The 21,937-nt window shown below is 50.9% G+C and carries 20 protein-coding genes and 1 tRNA gene; 12 read left to right on the forward strand and 9 right to left on the reverse strand.

Annotation, left to right across the window (positions count from 1 at the left end):
- The 3 genes from QOM10_RS04190 to QOM10_RS04200 all read left to right on the forward strand — a co-directional run bounded on the left by QOM10_RS04190 (position 1) and on the right by QOM10_RS04200 (position 1,366).
- Positions 1–618 (forward strand): nucleotidyltransferase domain-containing protein, encoded by a 618-nt coding sequence (locus QOM10_RS04190; protein WP_316917654.1) that lies wholly within the window; start codon positions 1–3, stop codon positions 616–618.
- Positions 615–908, forward strand: coding sequence for a hypothetical protein (locus QOM10_RS04195; protein WP_316917655.1), 294 nt, complete (start codon positions 615–617; stop codon positions 906–908). The genes QOM10_RS04190 and QOM10_RS04195 overlap by 4 nt, the downstream gene beginning before the upstream one ends.
- Before the next feature lie 134 nt (positions 909–1,042).
- On the forward strand, positions 1,043–1,366 hold the full coding sequence (locus QOM10_RS04200) for a hypothetical protein (protein ID WP_316917656.1): 324 nt from the start codon (positions 1,043–1,045) through the stop codon (positions 1,364–1,366).
- Between the two features lie 137 nt (positions 1,367–1,503).
- Here the strand turns inward: QOM10_RS04200 and QOM10_RS04205 are convergent, their stop codons facing one another.
- The 3 genes from QOM10_RS04205 to QOM10_RS04215 all read right to left on the reverse strand — a co-directional run bounded on the left by QOM10_RS04205 (position 1,504) and on the right by QOM10_RS04215 (position 4,343).
- On the reverse strand, positions 1,504–2,529 hold the full coding sequence (locus QOM10_RS04205) for a YiiX/YebB-like N1pC/P60 family cysteine hydrolase (protein WP_316917657.1): 1,026 nt from the start codon (positions 2,527–2,529) through the stop codon (positions 1,504–1,506).
- Positions 2,530–2,570: 41 nt separating this feature from the next.
- Entirely contained in the window at positions 2,571–3,821 is a 1,251-nt protein-coding gene (locus QOM10_RS04210) for an RES family NAD+ phosphorylase (protein ID WP_316917658.1), read from the reverse strand.
- Between the two features lie 207 nt (positions 3,822–4,028).
- Positions 4,029–4,343 (reverse strand): helix-turn-helix transcriptional regulator, encoded by a 315-nt coding sequence (locus QOM10_RS04215; RefSeq protein WP_316917659.1) that lies wholly within the window; start codon positions 4,341–4,343, stop codon positions 4,029–4,031.
- A gap of 93 nt (positions 4,344–4,436) precedes the next feature.
- On the opposite strand from QOM10_RS04215, the gene QOM10_RS04220 reads away from it, so the two are divergent.
- The 4 genes from QOM10_RS04220 to QOM10_RS04235 all read left to right on the forward strand — a co-directional run bounded on the left by QOM10_RS04220 (position 4,437) and on the right by QOM10_RS04235 (position 6,206).
- On the forward strand, positions 4,437–4,850 hold the full coding sequence (locus tag QOM10_RS04220; protein ID WP_316917660.1) for a hypothetical protein: 414 nt from the start codon (positions 4,437–4,439) through the stop codon (positions 4,848–4,850).
- Entirely contained in the window at positions 4,843–5,439 is a 597-nt protein-coding gene (locus QOM10_RS04225; protein WP_316917661.1) for an MbcA/ParS/Xre antitoxin family protein, read from the forward strand. Before QOM10_RS04220 ends, QOM10_RS04225 begins: the two co-directional genes overlap by 8 nt.
- Before the next feature lie 4 nt (positions 5,440–5,443).
- Complete coding sequence (locus QOM10_RS04230) at positions 5,444–5,941, forward strand: hypothetical protein (RefSeq protein ID WP_316917662.1); 498 nt, start codon at positions 5,444–5,446, stop codon at positions 5,939–5,941.
- A gap of 189 nt (positions 5,942–6,130) precedes the next feature.
- A tRNA-Thr gene (locus tag QOM10_RS04235) sits at positions 6,131–6,206 on the forward strand.
- A gap of 424 nt (positions 6,207–6,630) precedes the next feature.
- Here QOM10_RS04235 and QOM10_RS04240 read toward each other — a convergent pair.
- Genes QOM10_RS04240 through QOM10_RS04250 form a run of 3 tightly spaced genes read right to left on the reverse strand, consistent with a single transcriptional unit; the run spans position 6,631 to position 11,820 of the window.
- Positions 6,631–8,595 (reverse strand): hypothetical protein, encoded by a 1,965-nt coding sequence (locus QOM10_RS04240; protein WP_316917663.1) that lies wholly within the window; start codon positions 8,593–8,595, stop codon positions 6,631–6,633.
- Entirely contained in the window at positions 8,592–10,478 is a 1,887-nt protein-coding gene (locus QOM10_RS04245; RefSeq protein WP_316917664.1) for a hypothetical protein, read from the reverse strand. The genes QOM10_RS04240 and QOM10_RS04245 overlap by 4 nt, the downstream gene beginning before the upstream one ends.
- Positions 10,453–11,820: a hypothetical protein gene (locus QOM10_RS04250; protein ID WP_316917665.1), complete on the reverse strand. Its 1,368-nt coding sequence runs from the start codon at positions 11,818–11,820 to the stop codon at positions 10,453–10,455. Before QOM10_RS04250 ends, QOM10_RS04245 begins: the two co-directional genes overlap by 26 nt.
- 717 nt (positions 11,821–12,537) lie before the next feature.
- On the opposite strand from QOM10_RS04250, the gene QOM10_RS04255 reads away from it, so the two are divergent.
- Positions 12,538–12,837 (forward strand): DUF6388 family protein, encoded by a 300-nt coding sequence (locus tag QOM10_RS04255; RefSeq protein ID WP_123452824.1) that lies wholly within the window; start codon positions 12,538–12,540, stop codon positions 12,835–12,837.
- A 51-nt stretch (positions 12,838–12,888) separates the two neighbouring features.
- Here QOM10_RS04255 and nadC read toward each other — a convergent pair whose 3' ends face one another.
- Positions 12,889–13,737 (reverse strand): carboxylating nicotinate-nucleotide diphosphorylase, encoded by an 849-nt coding sequence (gene nadC, locus QOM10_RS04260; RefSeq protein WP_316917666.1) that lies wholly within the window; start codon positions 13,735–13,737, stop codon positions 12,889–12,891.
- Between the two features lie 372 nt (positions 13,738–14,109).
- Here nadC and QOM10_RS04265 point away from each other — a divergent pair, with 372 nt between their 5' ends.
- The 4 genes from QOM10_RS04265 (at position 14,110) to QOM10_RS31235 (ending at position 20,010) form a co-directional block, all read left to right on the forward strand.
- The gene (locus QOM10_RS04265) at positions 14,110–16,290 is read left to right on the forward strand and encodes a DUF1631 domain-containing protein (RefSeq protein WP_150749588.1); all 2,181 of its coding nucleotides are present in this window, start codon (positions 14,110–14,112) and stop codon (positions 16,288–16,290) included.
- Between the two features lie 64 nt (positions 16,291–16,354).
- On the forward strand, positions 16,355–16,915 hold the full coding sequence (gene ampD, locus QOM10_RS04270; protein ID WP_150749587.1) for a 1,6-anhydro-N-acetylmuramyl-L-alanine amidase AmpD: 561 nt from the start codon (positions 16,355–16,357) through the stop codon (positions 16,913–16,915).
- Positions 16,912–17,751 carry a regulatory signaling modulator protein AmpE gene (ampE, locus tag QOM10_RS04275; protein ID WP_127925795.1) on the forward strand — a complete coding sequence of 280 codons (840 nt, stop codon included), beginning with the start codon at positions 16,912–16,914 and terminating at the stop codon, positions 17,749–17,751. Before ampD ends, ampE begins: the two co-directional genes overlap by 4 nt.
- Before the next feature lie 1,554 nt (positions 17,752–19,305).
- Positions 19,306–20,010, forward strand: coding sequence for a methyl-accepting chemotaxis protein (locus QOM10_RS31235; protein WP_371857645.1), 705 nt, complete (start codon positions 19,306–19,308; stop codon positions 20,008–20,010).
- 116 nt (positions 20,011–20,126) lie between these two features.
- Here the strand turns inward: QOM10_RS31235 and QOM10_RS04285 are convergent, their stop codons facing one another.
- A complete protein-coding gene (locus tag QOM10_RS04285; protein ID WP_316917668.1) occupies positions 20,127–20,903 on the reverse strand; it encodes a TatD family hydrolase in 777 nt (258 codons plus the stop codon).
- Between the two features lie 3 nt (positions 20,904–20,906).
- On the reverse strand, positions 20,907–21,902 hold the full coding sequence (gene cra, locus QOM10_RS04290; RefSeq protein WP_095119519.1) for a catabolite repressor/activator: 996 nt from the start codon (positions 21,900–21,902) through the stop codon (positions 20,907–20,909).
- Between the last annotated feature and the right edge of the window lie 35 nt (positions 21,903–21,937).

The following is a 21,937-nucleotide window of genomic DNA, read 5'->3' on the forward strand; positions in this document are numbered from 1 at the left end:
ATGCACATTTACGCCTTTGGTTCTATCTGCCGTGGCGAGATTGACCTAGGATCAGATGTCGATCTCCTAGCCTGTATCGACGGTCCAGCAGAGCATATTGATCACGAAAAATACTCCGTGTATCGATATGAGCGAATTCAGGCTTTGTGGAAAGAAGGTAATCCGTTCGCTTGGCACCTGCATTTAGAGTCGAGGTTACTGTTTTCACCGGATGGCACAGACTTTCTGAGCGACCTCGGGAAGCCTGCGCGTTACACGGCAGATGCCGTAGATTGCACTAAATTCAAAATACTTTTCGATCGCTCTTTCCACGAATTGAGGGAGTCTTCGAACAGTGCAACCTTCCACCTTTCGTGCATGTTCTTGGCAATCCGCAATTTCGCAACTTGTCATTCGCTTTCGCTAGGTCATCCCATCTTCTCTAGGAAGTCTCCTCTGATGGTGCAACCAAGCTTAGATATCGATTCGCAAGTGTTCTCCATCCTGACACGTGCACGATTACTATCGACACGGGGTTACGGGAAAAACATAACGCACGAAGAAGTCATCACCGCTATCGAAGCAGTCGCCATCGTTCCGCGGTGGATGGAAGCGCTACGGAGCCAGAATTCGCCATGATTGAATTCAATAACCGAATTGATGCTCAGCGCATAATTCTTAACCTTATTAATCGCGAGCATTGGATGGAGGAGCTTTATGGTCTCTCTAGTGGTGCTATCGACCGCTGGGTTCGTGCCAATGGAATTGATCCCACCGCCGATCTGCCCCGTGCAGTCTACGAGTCGGCCGATAAGCTTTTTTTTCTAGCTAATAAAAGCCAGGAACAAGTTACGGATGAGTATCGGCTACTATCGGTTGAAGTTCTGGAGTTGACTCAAAGAATTGCGAAGATCGTTGATGCCATATGACTGCTTTCGGCGGATTACTGCCTTCAAATATCGGCAATTTTAAGTAGTACCTGTGTTTGCCTCATCGCAGCGCGGTGGATAATAAAATCCAGCAAGCCTACGGCGTCCATATAAAAGTGTAGTGAGATATTGAGATGAACGTAAAACTGAGTGAAGAAGAGATGCGCCAAGCGCTTTTTGGCTCCTCAAATAGATTGGATTCAACGCCGCCAAATACGTCCACCCCGGCGGTAGCCTTAAAGCGGCCGTCTGATTTGAAGTCTCGCAGCCCCGCTAAATCAGTTTCCCCGAAGCTAAGGGTTTCGCTACGAGTTACCAAAGAATTTGAAGGGTGTGCCGAAGTGTTTATTTACGATGCAAATACCTTAAGTACGCTTGTCGCCGAACAAGAAGCAAAAGCTGAGGCAAAAAAGCAAAAATACAAATATTTTGAATTGGTATCGGTGAAGTCAATTTAGTAACGGTTCCCATTAACTTTTCAAGATTTGTTAGTGGGTCGTAATTAAATCGTCCGTCGAGGTATTTCGCCACCTTGGCGATCTTAACCAACAAACCTTTAGGTTTTACACCGGCAGAAATGTTGGGTTGGCTTAGATCAGTCAAATTTTTTTTCTGCTCGCTGAGAACAGGGGGGCGATGACCTAACAGCAATGATTTGCTGCGCCGCATCGATCCTTTTTTTGGTGACATCCATCAAGTTTATGTACAGCTGAAGTTCGGCCGCAAAGTATTGGAGCTTGGTTTGCTGCCATAGACTCATGTACTGCCCATACATAAAATTGAATTGCTGAAGTTGCTGCTTTGCCGCAGGTAATTCTCTGTGCGCGACTTGTGCTCTATCGTCATTGGATCCTGGCAGTTTCAGAAACTCCGCTGCATCGTAGCGCCACGGGTTTCGTAGCAAATCCTCTTTCCATAAATCTAAATATCCTGAAGCTTTCACGATCTCGCAAATGGCTCCATCGTGTTGTGGATGCTCAATGAGGAAGGGTAAGAGCTGCTCAAAGGTCTGAATATCGGCGCCCGCAAGTTTGCGAATCTGCTGCAAAATAAAATTTGTCGCCTTTGCCTGACGTTCAATCGGACTTTCGGATTCGGCGAACCGAATTTCACTGGAGGTGGCCTGTCGAAGTGTGTCTGGTACGGCATGAAGGAGTGGCGAAGTAGCAAAATCAATCGGATAACAATACTCGGCATTGCTAACGAGTTGCGCTCCTGAATAGGCATAGGCTTGAGCAACCAAGCGCGAGCAGAACTGTCGGTTCGATTCATCAAGCTTGCCACCCGCTCGCCAGAATTTAGATTTAACTGCTTCGGGAACAGAATACTGCTTGCCGATTTGTGTTCGCGCATAGGCACAGGCACGCTGTATTACATTCGAATCGGCACCTTGTAGACGAAACACTGCGACATGTCCTTCTTTGGCGAATAACAGACGCTGAGTATTGGCAGAATGAACTCCATCTGCGTCCGAATGAATGTAGCTGTGATCTGCGACGTACAGCATGGCGTGCGAGAACGGACCTCCCGTCAGCTTGCGGACAGCCCTGCTGATCATTTCATCTTGAGCCGTCAGAATGATGTCGCCTATCCGAAGATTGTTGGTATCAAGAATGTACATCTGTGATCCTTTGGGCCAGTTGGCCGCAAAAAATGAGTGTCTTAGTTGATAGTTCCAAAATCTGAACCAAGGCGCCTTCGAGTTAATTCATCGAAGTTTATGAAATCTAAATTTTCAAAGTCATGCGTTAAAGTTTGAATTACGGCGATTTTATGAAAAATCAAACTTCCTTTCTGATGTATTAATTTTGGTGGATGGTCGGGGTTTTCCCATTCCTCGTCTGTAATGCCGACGCGAGAATGCTCAGGAAACAAAACTAAATTTATGCCTTTGTATCCGGTTTGAACAGAAGGATAAGTAATTCCGTCTATTTGAGTGTTGAATTTTTTTCTTAAATACTCAAAAACAACTTGCGTAGAGATATAGCTAAGCTCGTCTTGACGACCTTTTGGTTTGGACATTTTATGGATCAGTTGTTTCAAAAATTCAAAAGCATGTGACGCATCGGAAAAGCCTGGAGTTAAAGGCGTCAGGTCGGATCTGTTTAGCTTATCTAGTTCATTGAGTTGTAGAAGTTTAAGGATGTTGTGTGGCTTGAATGCGCCGGAGATTACGATATCTCCTGCTATCGGGCGGAGTTCACTTAGGCAGGTATTTCTTTCAAATGAGCAATAGAGAGCCGAAATTCCACTAGGTGTCATTCTTTGGCTACTAGCTCTGTCGCGTGGAGCGGGCCCAAGTTCTGACGCGGGACGTTCACTTATTTTTTTTTGCTCAGCTTCATCCCTGGCCAGTCTTGCTCTATACACAACGTCACCAGAATCGAGCACTTTAATCAATTTTGGTTCTAATAAGTTGGCAGGACTTATAAAGTTGAAGAGCGAGTCGAGGAAGGAATAAGCTGTGTTGCTGAAAAAACGGTGTCCATGAACGATATCTTGACGAAAGCTTTCCCACTGAACCTGATAAACGTTGTGCTCTTGCGTCCCGTCGTTTAAAAAGTAAGTGTGTGTGCTTCCATCGTCAGGCTTCTCTAGGTTGCTACCGATGTATTCAATAACTTCATCTGCAAGTTCTTCGTTGCCAAGTTCAAAGTGTTCGAGGACTATTGTTTCAAGCCAATGGATATCTACAATTCCAGAGCTAGCATCAAACACCATCGCCTGTTCGTATTCAGAAAGTCTGTCGGTATGGCAATACGATTCACTAAATCGGTCTGAAATGTAAGCTATAAGCTCGTTTTTGGGAGTGCAGTGGGTTTGATTTGAGCAGTATAAGCAACGAGCATGATCGCCATGCTGATTTATGTAGAACTTTAAGGGTTCCGGTTTTATGCAGTCAGCGCAAATCATATTTTCCCCTTTTAGTGAATATTTATCTCGCACATCCATTATTGATAAAAATTGCAGTGTGAACTCTTAAGTCTGGTCGTGAATGGCTGCGTTTTCGAAGGAAGCTTTGGCAGAAGAGCGCTTCTGAAGGCTTTCAGGTCGTTTTCATTCAGCGCGGCGATGTCAGCTCGATGAGTTCCTCATTGTGATCAATGGCAGCTGGGCAGCCTAGGTAGCATCCTCATCTTTGCGCCTGCCAGGGATCATTTCCAATCTGACGTCACGCACTGCCTTTGCTAGCAGTGTTTCAAAGCTCGTGGATGGGTCCCGATGTAGGTAGCACTGGAGCACGAGTGCCAGTGGCGAGATGCCCATTCCCTCCGCAAGATCATCAATGGCTTTCAGGCTTGGCGAGCGAAGTCCACGCTCCAGCAGGCTGATGTACTCTCGGCTGACCTTCGGTGCGAAGTCAGTCTGAGCCAAATCAGCTTTATGCCGCATATCCCTTAGAGCCTGCGCAAATGCGTCATTCAGCTCGCGCATGCGGCTACCTCCAAAAAAGGAGTATGTAGCCACATTGAGCTTCTGGTTGCAGCGTACTATAGTACGCCGTTAGTAAACTCTTTGAGAGATAATATGTTCGAAACCCACGAGAACGCACGATTGCAAAGTCCGCTATTCGTCTTGGAGGAAGGAACGCACCGTTGGGCCTACGTCTCGCAGACAACGAACCATGAGTGGTTTTTTGTCACGTACGCGACGTTCGACGAAGGCGTTTGCTCACAGCAACAATTCATGATCCCGGCCGCTCAGTACCTACTTGGGCTGGTCTCTAGGGATGCGCCCGAGGAATTCATCTTGGAGATCCAACTCGTCTCCCCGCCCTGGATGAACGAAAAAGGCACATGGTTGATGGAGCCAATTAGAGCGATCCAAGCGGTAGGTGAGAGATTCTGCTACGAGCTGATGGATGGAAAAATCTACCCTTCCGAGTTGCTTGTGCATCCTAGGAAAACGCTGTGGTCCAAGGTCGATAAGGCAAATGAATAATTTCATTGAAAGGCACCTTGCCGATCAGTACCGGCCCCTGCTTTTTCCGCAAGACTTCTCCGAGCAAGCTACATTCGGTTTTGAATGCAATGACGGTTGGGCTGATCTCATCGAAGCAAGTCTGCGGCTGATCCGACAACGTACCGAGCGGAGAGCACTCGACGTGAAAGTCACGCAAGTGAAAGAGAAGCTCGGTCAGCTTCGCATTTATCACCGTGGGGGGGACGAGAGTATCGGTGCTGCTTTCGACATCGCCGAGTTGGTTTCAGGCTGTGTCTGTGAGCTGTGCGGCAAGCCGGGCGAAGTGATAAATCTTGAAGGCTGGCTCTTGGCTCGCTGTGGTAAACATCGTGAGCGGCAGCATTCGCACCAAATCGAACCTCACAACGCTGACGAAGACTTCCTCGCCAGCTATACACAAGCCGTAGATTTGATTTTGTCGTTTTTCGGAGCGGGTGCAGTACTTTGGGTGCAGCAGGAACGAACTGTCTTCGGCGGTCGGCGACCCTACGAAATGCTTGCGACGGAAGAGGGGTGCCGGGCGATTTTTACTCTGCTGAAGCGTCTAGAACATGGGGTTGGAGTGTGACCTCATGAAATTAATTGCCGCTACAAGTGTGGTGATGGCTAATCACCCATATCTACAGGAGCACTTACGCCGTGAACTGGAATGGGAGTTCAACCAAGGGCCAGTAAATTTGAGACAGGTGCGAAGTCTCGTATCGTCGCCTAGGTTGACGTCGTTTTACGTGCGTGCATTCAGTCATCCGGCGCTTACTATTACGGGGGACACGTACTTGGATAACCGTACGATGTTAGCGGACTGCCTACAAAAAACTTGGGCTATATCTCTACAAGAATTTACCCATCTGACGGGGGTGGTGGAGTTCGTCGACGAGTATTGCCCAAAGGATGCTTCAGTGATGAAGCTCCAAATATGGCCATACGATCCGAAATGCCTAGATGACTTTGCGATGGCCGTGGCTGTGGCGCTAAGCTACACACCTGCGGAGTTGATGGCGGAATCACGGATTTCGCTCGCCATAGATGAGTTGGTTAGCGACTGGGGCTTCTACACTGATGAGTTCTGAACCAAACCATTACGAATCAAAAGGTCACGGATGTGGCTAGAACGGTGCTCGGTTTGTATGTTGTGAAGAGAGTTGATATTTATAATAAGCGGGTTTTTAATAGTTTTAGGTTATAAGCAGCTCATAGGAGGACTTTGATGTATCGACGCGCTCATTGGGATCTGCTACCTTCCCTAAGGTAAGTTAAAGGCCGGTGTAGCTCAGTTGGTAGAGCATCTGATTCGTAATCAGGAGGTCGCAAGTTCGATTCTTGTCTCCGGCACCATAATTAAATCAATTCTATTTATCGAAGTGGGATTGCTTCAATCATTTATAATTTGCGTCGATGAATATCTACGATGTTAGAGCCGTTATAATTTGCTAGCGATGACTCTAGCGCCCCGATTCGCGCCATTAATGAAACTTCTCGTGCTACTGAGTCCTCGTAAAGCTTTTTATAGTGATTTTTTTCGGACTTTAGTTTTCTGACTTTTTCCGACGTATATGTAGTGGTTGAGTCTTTTGTTGAGTTCGCAGCTTGCTCTATGGCGTCGATTAATAACTTAAATCTCCCATTGGATCTTCGAATAAATCCTCGATATAGCCCTGCTTCCGTCGCTACCGTGTCAAGGTTTATTTTACTATTGTTGGGTATGTTGATGCATTGCTTGGACTTAAGACGTTCCAAGGCTTCAAAGCAGCATAGTATGTTACGCATCTTTGATTTCTCCAAATTTATTCCGGTAGTAAGTTTCTAACTCTAAAAGATCTTCCAGTTCGGTCAGGTATTCTGAGGTTCCAATACCGAGCGAATTTAAGAATATCCTTTGTGATTTGATGGTTTTTTGCATCTTTATTTCAGTTAGTACGGCGCCTGGGCAGCGCAGGCAAGAAGTTAAAGGTGCCCTCATTATCCGGTCGCAATCGTCTATATTAGTGCAGCCGCCGAGGACGGTAGATTTGTAAGCAATCTTGCCATCATGAATCGCAATTCTCGTAGTCTCTGCATCGGTCATAATAATATTTACAGTGGACTCTGACTTTTTCTTTGATTCAATCCAAGCTCCATGCCCCCCATGAAGTTGGACTTTAGAATTGAGTACCTCCGAAGAATAGTTCAACGCTGACACTATATTGTTCATGGAGCGATATTCATTCTTGAAATGATTAATTTCATAGCCGAACAAATTGGAATATTTATTTCGTCCTCGTGCGTAAAATAATGTCATCGCCCTAGATAGATGTTGGAGCTGGCGCTTCAATGAAGTATAAGTTATCAAGTTGCTTTGTATTCCGTAGAAAGCAAGCGAGCGTCTGAATTGGTGGGTGGTAAAATGCCAATGCTTATTTATTTGGAATCTTTCATCAGCAATCCATTTTTTTTGAAAGTCAACTTTTGTTAGATTATCGTAATCCTCAGCAGTGATTACCATGTCGGCATGGTCGAAAATATAGTTCATGTGCCAGTGAACTAAGTTTGCAGGTGTGTCGAGATCGCCGCTAAATCTCTTTTTAGACATGTGAAAGCTCAAATTGCTCAAATTTGGAAACAAAAGCATTGTGTCGGAGGGGACGCCGTAGCTATGAGCGATTACATCACATATTAATCTTGCGGCGCTTAGGGCGTTGTTTATCTTAGGGCTTGTTATCCAGTAGGTTGATTTTCTGGATTTTGAAAGTTTGGTGGTGATGCCAAGTAAGCGAAGTACATTCCGGTTTTTAATTTTTTTTGTTGTGAGGCAGTTGTATCGAAGGCTATACGCTTCGTCATCCCTCATTCCAGAAAATGCATGTATCGTACACTTTGAGGCAAACTGGATGCTCCTTAAGTATCTGCCTAGACTAACGGTGCAGGATACGTCATGTTTGCTGAACAGATTGCTCAACCCGTAGTGCGCTGCTTTGTCGATTACTACTTGAGACGACAAAGTGCTATTTTTACCAGTATGTGAATTAGAGGTATAGTAACTTTCCAGTTCTGTCAAGAAGGGGCGTATCATTGCTCCATGATTTACAAACTCATCAATTCGCCCTCTGAGGCAAGCTAAGCCACTTAGGTAAATTCGAGGAGGGATAATAGCAGTCTGGTTGTCGTCATATTTTCTGTCCCGAATGTTATTGTATGCAATATTAGATAAGTCGGTTTCAAAGCCAAGAAGCCCGGTATCTAATGTACTTAAATGGTAGGCTAACGTGTACGCCCTGGCTATGTCTTCACTCGCAGTAATAGTTTCGGTAAACTCTTTGAAGGAGTGGCTGGTCTTAAAAATATAAAATAAATCAACTTCTTTTGATTCACAAAAAACAGACATTTTGCCTAAAAGACGATGATATGCTTGGAGTGTCCCCACAGAGATTCCTGACCCAAGCTGACCTCGTTCGCGTGTATACATTATTAGGAACATTAACCACTGTACTTGCTTGATAAGTAGCAAGTCGCTTGAGTAGTTCCTAGAAACGAAATTTATATTCTTATATGAACGGGTTCGATGATCATATGGGCCCAGCTTCCATGTCATATCTTGCGCTAAAGAAAGCGGTTCTCCTTGCTCGTCTCGGCTAATAACGAAGTTTTTTGGTACTTCGGGTGTCATATTCTTTCGATTGCGCCAATCATAGGTATCAGGTGCTGAAAGGATAGAGGTGTTCGAAAGGATGGATGGAAGCGCACTCATTGAATAAATCCTAAATCAATAAATAATGACAATTTTGCTGACCAGTAATTTGTGAGTTGTCCATCAAAGACTTCTCCCTGTATTTGATTGACTAGGTTTTTTTTATCTTCTGAAATAAGTTCAATGGTTTTTATTAGGTGTTTCAATGCGCTTTTTGATTCCCCGAAAAGATTATCGAAATGTGCATCGGAAGATGTTGCTTGTTCAAGCTCATTTATAAAATATTGCATGCTGAGTAGTTTTCTTACTCCCTCGCTATCTGGGTTTACAGCGAAGTTTTTGCAAAACAGGCACCCGACCATATTTTTACAGTCAGGTTCGATTCGGGAAAGATGATTAAATTTTGAGTGTGCGCCTGGAGTGCCATTACAATTCCCTCCGGGAATTTTAAGGGTTCCAGTAGTTTCATAATTTTGAATGTGTGATTCTAATTCATCAAAGAAATTAGAAAATTCCAAGTTTTGCTGAAATTCGCTTCCGTTGGTATAACTTTTTTCAACTGTTTCCACCCTATTTTGTAGTTGCTCCGCAGCTGCGGTAACTCCAAAGTGATTAGCTACCCAGTCGGCTTTGAATACTCGCCACTGACGGGCGTTGACGGGTTTTAGGTGCGGATCAAATTGTTTTTTTGCTAGGTCGAAATATGTATATAAGAAGTTCGGGTCGATAGGTATAAGCTTTGATCCGGTATCACGAAAAAAAAGTAAATTAGTGTCTCTGCCATCAGCAAGAAAATTCCTCAGGCGGCAGTATTTTTGGAACTCTTTTAGGAATTTAATGTGAATCTCAAAGTCTACTAAGTGTCCGGCTCTAGTTTTAAAGCTTCGGAAATGTTGACGCGTTATGACGGGGTTGTCTTCCATCTTTGGTTCCCATACTTGTTTGACTAGGTCTGCGGGGTTAATTCCTGTAATGGCAAACATTTTTAATTGAAATGAATTTACTGCCCAGTACGCTATCCTTAGTCTGGCCGGATGACGGGGGTCTAAGTTGGCGCGCTCCAAAGCTAATTCGCTTCGTTTACGATTAGATCTCGCGCCGCTAGGAGGGTAGTCAAACTTCTTCGCTATATAGTCAAGTGAATTTAGCTGTCCATTAGCGTAATCCCACATCCAGTTCCCATTGACCATCTCCTCTCGCTTAGCCAATTTCCATTTCGGCATAATCCAGCAAGTACAGGGCAGCGCCCAAGCGCTTTCGTTGGGGAGGTGGAGAAGGTAAGGAAAAGGAAGTTTATCGAGTAAAAAGTCAGTGATGTTATGAAAAAGGTTATCCGCGAGATGTAGCGCTTGATTTACTTCGTCTTCGTCCGGGATTTCTGTATGATTAGTATCATTGTTGAACCTTATTGGGCTAATTCCGGATTTTACTTTTGATATTTTATGTTCATACCACCATGTTAAAATGGCGAGCGCTCCTCCTTGTTTATGCAATGCTGTCTGAGAGTTAAGTCCGGCGTAGAGAAGCTCGTCTCGAAGCTCAAGGATATAGTTGTGAAACGCGTGTCTTGCATTTTGTATATCTTCAAAGATGTCTTTGTATCCGTTGAAGTCTGCCCAATCTACGAATGCAATTCCGTTTTTTATTTGGTTTCTAACAGTGACTTCAGATAGATTTTTTTGGGCGATACTTTGCAGAGATCCAATAACTATCTTCGAGATGACATTTCGGCGTGAAGGCCTGAAGCTGTGTTTTTCAACCGAGTAAATCCAATCTGTGCGCATTCTTACCAGGTATGCTATCGCACCTATTTGAATTGCGGTTTTACCCTTGGGGGATAGAATTTTGTAAAGCTCTGGCGAATTCGCGGTCGCAATGGCTTCGAAATCAGTTACAGACGCGTCCTCAAGCTTGATTTCATATATGTTTGAGTTTTGGTTCATGCGTATTTAAGGTGTCGTGAATGAGTGTGTTTCGGTTTGGAAGCATCTTGTTCTCCCAAGCTGTTTGGATCAGTTTTTTATCAGACGTTTTTTTTGCCAATGACAAATACTGAAGGGTTGTATCTAGCTTTGAGTGCCCCAGTTTTTCTTGGACCATTTTGAGTAGATTATCCATGCTTATAATCCCTAGCTCTACTAATGCGAGATTGTCAAGCAGTAGGTTAAGTCCCGTAGTTGCACGGATGTCGTGAAAGTGAAAGCTTCTATTGAATCCATTTAGATTAAGGATGGGTGTGAGTTGGCAGTGGATAAAGGTTCTTATTGAATTGCCCTTTGGAGACCATTGAGAGTTTTTATAATGAGTGTCGTCATTTGCTGCGTAAAATGGGTTTCCGTGCGTGCTTATGAAAACGTAATTATCAGCAGCGCTATACTGCGATGCCAGTTTAGTAACGCGGTTCGCGTAATCTGCACTTGATATGTATGTCTTGATCATATTGTAAAGCCAGCCGGGAAACTCAAGCACACCAGCCTTTGAGTATTTGGTGTCAATGCCAGTCCCGGGCCCAGATCTCACGTTTATAATTTCGTCATCGGATATGTTTTTCTTTTCAAAATGCTTTTTTCTAAGAGTGCATACCGACTGAATCCGCGCCCCTGTAATAAGTGAGGCAACGAATATTAAAATCATTACGTAATTGTTGAGTGTCTTTAGTGATTGGAGAAGTTTGAACTGGTCATCATCGTCCAGTGGAAACAATTTCCCATCATCAATAACACTATTTGCTGATGCTGGTTCACCTTTCGATTTAATATTAAGGTCAGTGCTGATGATTTCTTTGTATCTGGCTAGGCCTATCTTTTGTTCGTACCTAACAACTGTTTTCTTTTCTATCCATAATGTGTATTTGAAAGTTACATTGCGGGAAGACATCAGCCAGCGATAAAATGTTACGACGCGATTTATCTTTCTATTTCCGGTGCTAGTGGCATATTTACTATCTGCAATGTATTGGCTAAAAAAGTAAGTTGGGCGTAATGGCTTTAGTCTGTGATCCGTTTTGTAGCTCATGTTGTTGGTGTGCATTACATTCATAAACGTGACGAGATCATCAGCAATCCCTTTTAATGTCTCGTAATTAGTGATAGCACGGTACTCAGGTTTGGTAAGATCAGTTATGAAGTTAATACCATCCTCCCATGGCTCACCACTAGGTGTAATTATGCATGGGATATAGAGTGCAGTCATTTCAATGAGTGTACTGTGCAGAGACTCTATTTCAGTACTTTCGACTGAGGTTTGGGTTGGTGATGGGTTTTTGATCTTTATTGTGCTGTACATGTGCAATGTCTATCGACTAGTTGCATATATGTTGTGATATGTGAGGTTTGATTGTCAAACTTATTTCGGGTTGGTTTTATGAGTTGGTTTTATGAGTTGATTTTATGAGTTGCTGAAGTAAGTTGGTTTTATGAGTTGCTGTGGTGGGTTGGTTTTATGGGTTGGTTTTATGGGTTGTTTTGATAGGTTGGTTTTATGGGTTGCTGAGGTAAGTTGGTTTTATGAGTTGCTGTGGTGGGTTGGTTTTATGGGTTGTTTTGATAGGTTGGTTTTACGAGTTGTTTTGGTAGGTTGGCTTTGTGGATTGCTATATTGGATCGGTGCTATTGGAGGAGGGACAGGGCTCAACCATCCCTTGAGGTTACTGCGCCGCGAACACCTTGGCGTTTTGCCATTTTTGTACTAGCTTGTAGAGCCGAATAGGCCAAACTAGCTCGTAGAAGGTCGCAGGTTCGATTCCTGTCTCGGGCACCACCTTCTTAAACACTCTCACCCATCGCAAAAGCGGATTTATGTTCCGCAGGTCAGCTTTTTGTGAGAGAGATGTAAAGAGCCGTGTAATTCGTCATGCAAACGTCCTATATTCGGAGCCTGCATGAGCATCGCCCAGCAGTTTTCAGATGATCCCGAATGGTTCCGAAGGCCGGACAAATCCGCGTCAGAGAGATCCTTGATGATCCAGATCCATCCTCCATTCCTAAGATCAGCGAGAACGCCATGACCGAATTAACTCAAGAGCAACGTCACGAACAAGCGCTGGAAAAGTACATTCTGGACGTACCGGACCTGAAAGAAGAGATCAAGGACCTGAGTCCCGATGATCAGAAAGATCAGATCCAGTGGGCCTTCGAAGACGAAGCCGAAGCCCAGGGCTTGCAGCCGTGGGAGTTGACACTCAAGTACACGAGCACGCCGGAAGAGTTCGAGGCACAGCGCCTCGTGCTGCACAAAGAGGCGGCCGAAGTGCTGGGTGTCGAGTGGGAAGAGTACTGCGAGATGAATAATCTGGTGGTCTGATACAAAAACGCCAGCCTCAACCGGGCTGGCGTTTTTTATTGCGCGCAGTATTCAGAGACTGAGGCGCATCGACAGATCCACCGCTTTGACATCCTTGGTCATCGCGCCAATCGAGATGTAGTCCACTCCGGTTTCGGCGATCGGCAGCAGTGTGCTTTCGTTGATACCGCCGCTGGCCTCCAGTTTCGCCTTGCCGCCGTTCAGGCGCACGGCTTCGCGCATGTCATCCAGGCTCAGTTCGTCGAGCATGATGATGTCGGCGCCGGCGGCCAGTGCCTCCTTCAGCTCCTCCAGACTTTCCACTTCGACTTCCACCGGTTTGCCCGGGGCAATCTTGTGCGCGGCGGCAATCGCCTGTGGGATGCCACCGCTGGCGGCGATATGGTTTTCCTTGATCAGGAACGCGTCGTACAGACCGATGCGATGGTTGTGGCAGCCTCCGCAGGTCACCGCGTATTTCTGTGCCAGACGCAGACCCGGCAGAGTCTTGCGGGTGTCGAGCAGTTTGACCTGAGTGGCACCGACGAAATCGGCCAGGTACTGCGCGCGCGTAGCTACGCCGGACAGCAATTGCAGAAAATTCAGCGCACTGCGCTCACCGGTCAGCAGCGAACGGGCCGGGCCTTCCAGATGAAATAACGGTTGATTGGGCTTTACCCGCTCGCCATCGACCACTTGCCAATGCACCGCGACCCGCGGGTCAAGCTGACGAAACACCGCATCGACCCAGGCAGTGCCGCAGATAACGGCCGCGTCGCGAGTGATGATGGTGGCTTTGGCCAGGCGTTCGGCCGGGATCAGTTGCGCGGTGATGTCGCCGCTGCCGATGTCTTCGAGCAACGCACGGCGCACGTTGGCTTCGATTTCGGCGGTCAAGTCGGCGAGACGTAGATTCGGCATAACGGGCTCCACAAACAAAGTGGTTCGATTATAGGGGCATGGCGCGAGCCAACCCAAGGCGAGAACGCGCGTGCCAGCCTGCATCCGGTCGATTTTCTTTGAGCAAACCCGGCCAGGCGTGGTCACTGAAAGGGGCGGTATAGGGGAAACCCTGACGGCTATGGCGCCGGGTGCAAGTTATGAAAGATAATTCGCCTTGCATTTGACGTCATAGCTTTGACGTCCTGATTGAACTTGCGGGAGCGCGCCTGCTCGCGAATGCATTCTTTCAGTGACATTGCTACGGCTGACACACCGCCATCGCGAGCAGGCTCGCTCCCACAGGGATCCGGGTTGGCTTGACCGAACGAATCACCGTTTCAGGAGGCTTGGATGCACAACGACGGGAAAGTGGTGCCTTTGCACAAAGGCACTGCCGATCAGGCGAATCACTCGCCGCTCGCCCGCCTGCCTGTGATTCTGCTTCAGGTTCGCGACAAGGCTGCCCAGCAACTGCGCCACGGTTTGCAGGAGCTGTTCGATAACGCCGACGACACGCTGTTCGAAATGGCCGACCGGGCGCGCAACGACGTCGAACAGAACATCTTTTTCGAAGCCATGCGCGACCTGCGCCTGAAGCGCAAAAACATCGAACGCGGTTTTCTCGAGCAATTCTTCGAAGCCTTCGTCGGCCTGACCCAATACGATCCTGCGCACAACACGCTGCCGCACGCGCTGATATACGACGAGCTGGCCCCCCGCAACGACGATATGGAACGCAGCGTGGCGGTCGAGACCATGGTCGGTCGTGTGCTCAAGCGTGACGGCTTCGCCCTCGATCAACTGACCGCACGGCTTAACGCGCTGCTCGGCAAGACCCTCGATGATCAGCACAACCCGCTCGGCCCGGCGCTGCTCTGCGAGTTTTTCCTCCAGGCCGGGCGTAATCTGGGCGTGGAGATCAAGGTCAAACTGATCCTGCTCAAACTGTTCGAGCGCTATGTCCTGGCCGACACCGAACAGCTTTACGCCGAAGCCAATCAATTGCTGCTCGCCACCGGTGTGTTGCCGGACTTGAAGCCGGCCCCTGCACGCCGCGCCATTGATCGGGCGATCGCGAATGTGGAAAGTGGTGAAAGCGACGATCTGCCGCCTGTCGATGAAAGCGTGCAAGAGGTCTTCGCCGCGTTGCAAGAGTTGCTTTCGCATGTACGTGGCACTGTCGCACCGACGCTGGAATCCAGCTTTGCGGTTCAACCGATTTCCACCCGCGATCTGCTGCGCCTGCTCTCGCATTTGCAGCAATACGTGCCCGAGTTGGCGGCACAGGATGATTTCGATCTACGCAATCAGCTCGAACAACTGCTGACCCGGGTCAGCGTCAGAAGTGGCAAATCGCGGATTGTGGGCGATGCGGACGAAGACGTGATCAATCTGATCGCCATGGTCTTCGACTGCATTCTTGAAGACCGCAATGTCCCGGATTCGCTCAAGGCCCTGATCGCCCGGTTACAGATCCCGATGCTCAAGGTCGCGGTGCTCGACAAGAGTTTCTTCAGCCGCAGCACGCATCCGGCGCGGCGCCTGCTCAATGAAATCGCCGAGGCGGCCATGGGCTGGGGCGATTGTGACGGTGACGCGCGTGACAGCTTGTACCTGCGTATCGAACAAGTGGTGCAGCGCCTGCTGACTGACTTTGTCGATGATCCGGCGATTTTTTCCGAATTGCTCGCCGATTTCCTCGCGTTCACCAGTGATGAACGCCGTCGCAGCGAGCTGCTTGAACAGCGTCTGCGTGACGCCGAAGAGGGGCGAGCGAAAACCGAACTGGCCCGGCGCCGGGTCGAACGGGCTTTGAATCAGGCATTGCTGGGCAAGACGCTGCCGCCTTCCGTGGTCACCTTCGTACAGGATGCGTGGAGCAAAGTACTGCTGCTGACGTGCCTCAAGCATGGCGATCAGTCAGCCGAATGGCAGGCCGATGTGCAAACCATGGAGCAATTGATCTGGAGTGTGCAGCGTCACGAAGACGCTGAATCCAGTCTGCGCTTGCTGGCGCTGGTACCGGGGTTGCTCAAGTCGCTGCGTGATGGCCTGACCAGTTCGGCGTTCGACCCGTTCGCCACCAGCGAGTTTTTCAGCGAACTTGAAGCCCTGCATGTGCAGGTGCTGGAGCGCTCCGTCGAGGCAGAACCGGCCGCTTCGATGATTGAGGTCTCGCAACAGATCGTGCTGCAAAGCGCCGACGACAGCAGCATGGCGCTGTCATCGGCACGTTTGTCCCACGATGCCGTCGGTTTGCGCCAGGTCGAGCAACTGCGTCTGGGCAGTTGGGTGGCGTTTCAAGAGGACGATGAACACAGTCTGCGTTGCAAACTCGCGGCGATCATCGAAGCCACCGGCAAATATGTGTTTGTCGATCGCACCGGCATGAAGGTACTGGAGCGCAGTCGCCTTGCGCTGGCCGAGGAATTCCAGCGTGGTGCGGTACGCGCACTGGATGACACCTTGCTGTTTGATCGGGCGCTGGAGTCGGTACTGGGCAATCTGCGGCGACTCAATCGCGGCAAGTGATCGCGCGCCGGGGGCCGATCACGGCATACTGGGCGCCAACACAGTCGGCGTTGAAGGAATCGGTATGCAGTTGGATCCCGCTAGCGGGTGGTGTCACGGGGTGCAGGTCTGCCCATCGCCCAACTTCAATGAACGCCCTGCGGGCGAAATTTCCCTGTTGGTTATCCACAACATCAGCCTGCCGCCGGCGCAGTTTGCCACGGGCAAGGTACATGAATTTTTCCAGAATCGTCTGGATGTCACCGAACACCCCTACTTTGCAGGGATCGCCGACTTGCGCGTTTCGGCGCATTTTCTGATTGAACGTGACGGCAAGGTCACCCAGTTTGTCTCCTGTCTTGAGCGGGCGTGGCATGCGGGTGTATCGGTGTTCGAAGGGCGCGAAACCTGTAACGATTTTTCCGTGGGCATCGAGCTCGAAGGCACCGATGATCTGCCGTTCACCGACGCGCAGTATCAGGCGTTGACGGCGCTGACACGTCAGTTGCAAAGCGCATTTCCGGCCATCACCGGCGCGCGCATTTGCGGGCACAGTGACATAGCACCCGGGCGTAAGACCGATCCTGGCCCGGCATTCGACTGGGCGCGTTACCGCGCGGCCCTGGCACAAGAGGAAGGACAATGAGTTTTCTGGTGTTACTGCTGGCGCTGTGGATCGAGAAGTTTTCGGCCCTGCGTCATCGGGTTCAACGCGATGGCGGATGGATCCGCGAACTGAACAAACTCGAAAGCAGCGAGCGTCTGGCGAAACAGCCGTGGCTGGTGCTGAGCATTCTGGTGCTGTTTCCGGTGGCCTTGCTGGCGCTGTTGCTGGTGGTGCTGGAGCCGGTGGCTTACGGCTTGCTGGCGTTGCCGGTGCATTTGCTGGTGGTGATTTACAGTCTGGGGCGCGGCGACTTGCTCGGCGGTCTCGGGCCGTTCCGTGATGCCTGGCGCCGTGAGGATCTGCAAGCCGCGGCGCATGTGGCCAAGCGTGATCTGAATATTTGCGCCGACAGCGGCGAGCAGTTGCTCGAGCGTGTGCAGGGGCATCTTCTGTGGCAGGCTTACCAGAGCTTTTTTGCGGTGATCTTCTGGTATTTCGTGCTCGGCCCGGTGGCGGCACTGGCCTATCGCTTGTTGGCGCTGGCGCAAGAACACGGGCAGAACCCGGCGCTGGTCGAGCGCGCCGCGCAACTGCGGCACGCCTTCGACTGGCTGCCGGTACGCTTGCTGGCGGCGAGCATGGCACTGGTCGGCAACTTTGTTGCGGTCAGTCGGGTGATGCTGCATGAACTGCTCAACTGGAACATCAGCGCGGCGCAACTGATCAATCGGGTCGGTTTGGCGGCAGGCGAGATTCCACCTCCGGTGGTCGGGCCGGAAGGCATCAACACCCTCGATTGCCTGTGGGAACTGCTGCTGCGCGCGGCAGTGCTGTGGTATGCCGGGTTTGCCCTGTGGACAGTCCTGATCCACTGATTTCACTGATTTAAAGAACGATCAAAAGATCGCAGCCTGCGGCAGCTCCTACACAGGGATTGTGTGTTTCCTGTGGGAGCTGCCGCAGGCTGCGATCTTTTTGTCGTTAACCTTAAGTTACAAAACCTCCCTCCGATTTGAGCTATACAGAGATAGCGCTCGATAGTGGCTATCTGCTGTCGCCCCGCGCCTGCCAATAAAAACAAGAAAAACCAAGGGAGACTTCCAGTGAAGAGCTTGCTCTATCCCGCCGTCTCGCTGATGAACCGTCTGAGCTTCGGCATGAAGTTCAGCCTGATCAGCGTGCTGTTCCTGGTGCCGATGCTGGTGACCAATTTCTATCTGGTGCGCGATTCCTATCGCGAATTCCAGGGCACCCGCGTCGAGCTGCAAAGCCTTGATCTGCTGGGCAGCAGCCTGGCCCTGCGCCGGGATCTGGAAACCCTCAACAATCTGGTGCAGATCAACGTCAGCCTCGGCCAGTCGGGCAAGGCCGGGAATGTCGAGGCGCAGATCACCACGCTCGAACAGGCGGTTCTGGCGCGCCTGCAGGGACTGACGGCAATGACCGACGATCCCGAGCAGATCAAAGTATTCGACGACAAGCGTGATGAAATGATCGCCGCGTTCAAGGCCCAGCAAGTGGAAAACTCGCTGCAGAGTAAAAGCGCGTTGATTGGCAAACTGCTGGCCAGTGCGCAGATTTTCAGCCAGATCATCACCAGTCAGGCCGGGCTGAGCCGCGACAACCAGAGCGACATCCGTCAGCTCAGCGAACTGGTCACCCTGATTACGCCGTCCGTCACGCAAACTCTCGGCGAAGGCCGGGCCATGGGTTCTTATTCATTGGGTCAGGGTTTTCTCAACAGCTCTTCAAGCACACGTTTCGACGAGTTGATGGTGCAGATCGAAAAACTCCAGGCCGAATACGGTTTGAAACTGCAGGACGCCCTCGGCTCCAGCAAAGCAGCGCGGGAAACCCTCAGCGCTGCGGCCGACAGCAGCAAGGCCTCGCTGAAACAGGCCAGCGAACTGTTCGAAGAGCAGGTCGTCATGGCCGACACCCTCGATGCGCCGTGGCAGGCTTTTTACGATCAGGTCACTGGGCTGATCGGCAAGACCTATGAGCTCAACGAAGCCACGTTGAAATTCCTCGACACTCAATTGCAGCAGCGTCTGGCGCAAAACCGCACACACATGGTCTTGCAGGCGGTGGCGCTGTCGGTGGTGTTTGTGCTGATTTTCTATCTCTATGGTGGTTTCTACGCTTCGACCCGCACCACGCTTAAACGCCTCGGGGCGATGATGGACAAGGTTGCGGCTGGTGACATGACGGTCAACTTCAAGGCCAGCAGTCGCGATGAGTTAGGTGAGTTGGGCGAGGTGTTCAATGGCACGGTGAGGAAGATTCACGACTTGATTGAGCGGGTGGGCCAGACCGTCGCCGAGGTCGAACGTCAGGCCGGGCAGGTTGAAAACGTCTCCGCGCAGAGCAATCAGGCGGTGGCGGGACAGCGCACGCAGATCGAACAAGTGGCGACGGCGATGAACCAGATGTCGGCGACCTCACTGGAGGTGGCGCGCAGTGCCGCCGCAGCGGTGAGCAGTGCTCACAGCGTGAATGACGAGACCATCAATGGCCGTGGCTTGGTCGAATCACAGCAGGGCAGCATTGCCGCGCTGGCCAGCGAGATCGACCAGTCGGTGCTGGTGATCAACCAGTTGGCCAGCGACAGTCAGTCGATCAGCCGTGTACTGGAAGTGATCAAGAGCATCGCCGAGCAGACCAACTTGCTGGCGCTCAACGCGGCGATCGAAGCGGCACGTGCCGGCGAGCAGGGACGTGGCTTTGCTGTGGTCGCAGACGAAGTGCGTACCTTGGCCAAACGCACTCAGCAATCGACCGAAGAAATCGAACAGATGATCGCCAAGCTGCACGGCGGCGTCGGAGCAGCGGTGAAAGCCATGGGCGTTAGCCATCAGATGGCCAACGGCACGGTGGGGCAGTCGGAAAAGGTTCAGCAGGCGCTGGAAAACATCCTCGGCGCGGTCGGCATGATCGTCGATCAGAACCAGCAGATCGCCGCTGCGGTGGAGCAGCAAACGGCGGTGGCCCACGACATTGATCAGAATATCGTCGAGATCAACCGCGCCGGCGAACGCACGGCGCAAGGTGCGCACCAGACCGAAGATGCCAGCCGCGCGCTGTCAGCCCAAGTTGTCGAGCTTAAACAACTGATCAGCGCCTTCCGCGTCTGAGCTGTACACAAATCCCCTGTAGGAGCTGCGGCACGCTGCGATCTTTTGATCTTGATTTCAAAGATCAAAAGATCGCAGCCTCGTTTCACTCGACAGCTCCTACAGGGGGAGATGTGTTACCAGCCGAATACTTCGCAGCTGTTGGCGGTGCTGGTGGTGGCTAAATGTTCGGGGCTGATCTTCATCAACTCGGCCAGCGCCTCGCAGATCGCCGGCAAGTGCGCCGGGCTGTTGCGCTGACCGGGAAACATGACAGGCGCCATGTCCGGTGAATCGGTTTCCAGCACGATCGACTCCAGCGGCAGTTCCGCCAGTACCCGATGCATGCGCAACGCCTGCGGCCAGGTCGGTGCACCGCCCAGGCCCAGTTTGAAACCGAGTTTGATGTACTCCCGCGCTTCTTCACGGCTGCCGGCGAAGGCGTGAATGATCCCCGCGCGTTTGAGCTTGAAGCGTTTGAGCGTAGCGATGATCGCCGCATGACTACGGCGAACGTGGATTAATGCCGGTAATTGGAAATCCGCCGCCAATTGCAGCTGCGCTTCGAACAGCGCCTGTTGCCGCTCGCGATCCAGCGTTTCGACGAAGTAATCCAGACCGATTTCGCCCACCGCACACAATTGTCGATGACCGCGCAGCCGGGTCAGCCAATCACCGAGCGCTGACACATCCTCAGGACGATGCTGATCGAGATACACCGGATGCAGACCGAACGCCGCGTACAAGTCCTTGTCGCTCTGCACCAGATCCCACACCCGTTGCCAGTTACCCTCATAAACCCCCAACACCACCATCCGCCGCACTCCGAGGGCGCGGCATTCGGCGAGCAACGCCGCGCGATCGGCGTCGAAGTCGGGGAAATCGAGGTGGGTGTGGCTGTCGATCAGCTCCACGGCTCAGTCCTGGTGGATACGCTGCTTGAAGGTCCGCGCGATGGCCTGCACACCGGGCTTGTACTCCGACTGCTCGACGGCGGCCAGTGCCAGTTCCAGCGCCTTGTCGGCGATCAACTGGTGCTGCTGGGCCATGGCGTTGACCGGCAGCGGCAGGAAATCCAGCAACTGTGTATCACCGAAGGTGCCGAGGCGCAGCGGCCGGGATTTCAGCGGAAAGTCATGCAGCGCATCGAACACGCCTTGCAGCAGCACGTAGGACGTCGTCACCAGTGCATCCGGCAAATGCCCCAGACGTTGCAGGAGTTCTTCCATCAACTGCTTGCCGCACTCACGGCTGAAGGATTCGGCGTGTTCGACCAGCACTTCGCCTTTGAAATCGACCAGCGCCTCTTTGAAACCGGCGGCACGTTCCTGGCTGATGCTCAATTCCGGGCGCGCACCGAGCAGTACGATCTGCTTCGGTTGCGGATCGAGCAGGCTCTGGGTCAAGTGCAGGCTGGCCTCGCGGTCGTCACTGATCACCGAGCAGAAATGCTCGGGTTCCATGACCCGGTCGATGGCGATGATCGGCAGACCTTTGGCCTGCAACTGCCGATAGCTGTCATCGCCGGCCGGCAGGCAACTGGCGACGATCAGCGCATCGCAACGACGAGCACGGAACAGTTGCAGCAATTGCCGTTCGCTGTCCGGCGCATCGTCGGAGCTGGCGATCAGCAACTGATAGCCACGCGCTCGCGCACCTTGTTCGAGCAGTTTGGCGATCCGCGCGTAACTGGGGTTTTCCAGATCCGGCAGAATAAAGCCCAGTGTGCGCGTATGCCGACTGCGCAGCCCGGCCGCTTGAGGGTTTGGCGTGAAGCCGTGCAGATCGACCACCGCCCGCACCCGCTCGACGGTGGCGGTGCTGATGCGTTGCTGTTCGGCCTTGCCGTTGATGACGTAGCTGGCGGTGGTCACGGACACTCCGGCCAACCGCGCGATATCACTGAGTTTCAACCCGGGATTTCCTTGTTTATTCGAGCTTGCCGCGA

The sequence above is a fragment of the Pseudomonas sp. P108 genome, assembly GCF_032613195.1.
In the GTDB taxonomy this organism is placed as follows: domain Bacteria; phylum Pseudomonadota; class Gammaproteobacteria; order Pseudomonadales; family Pseudomonadaceae; genus Aquipseudomonas.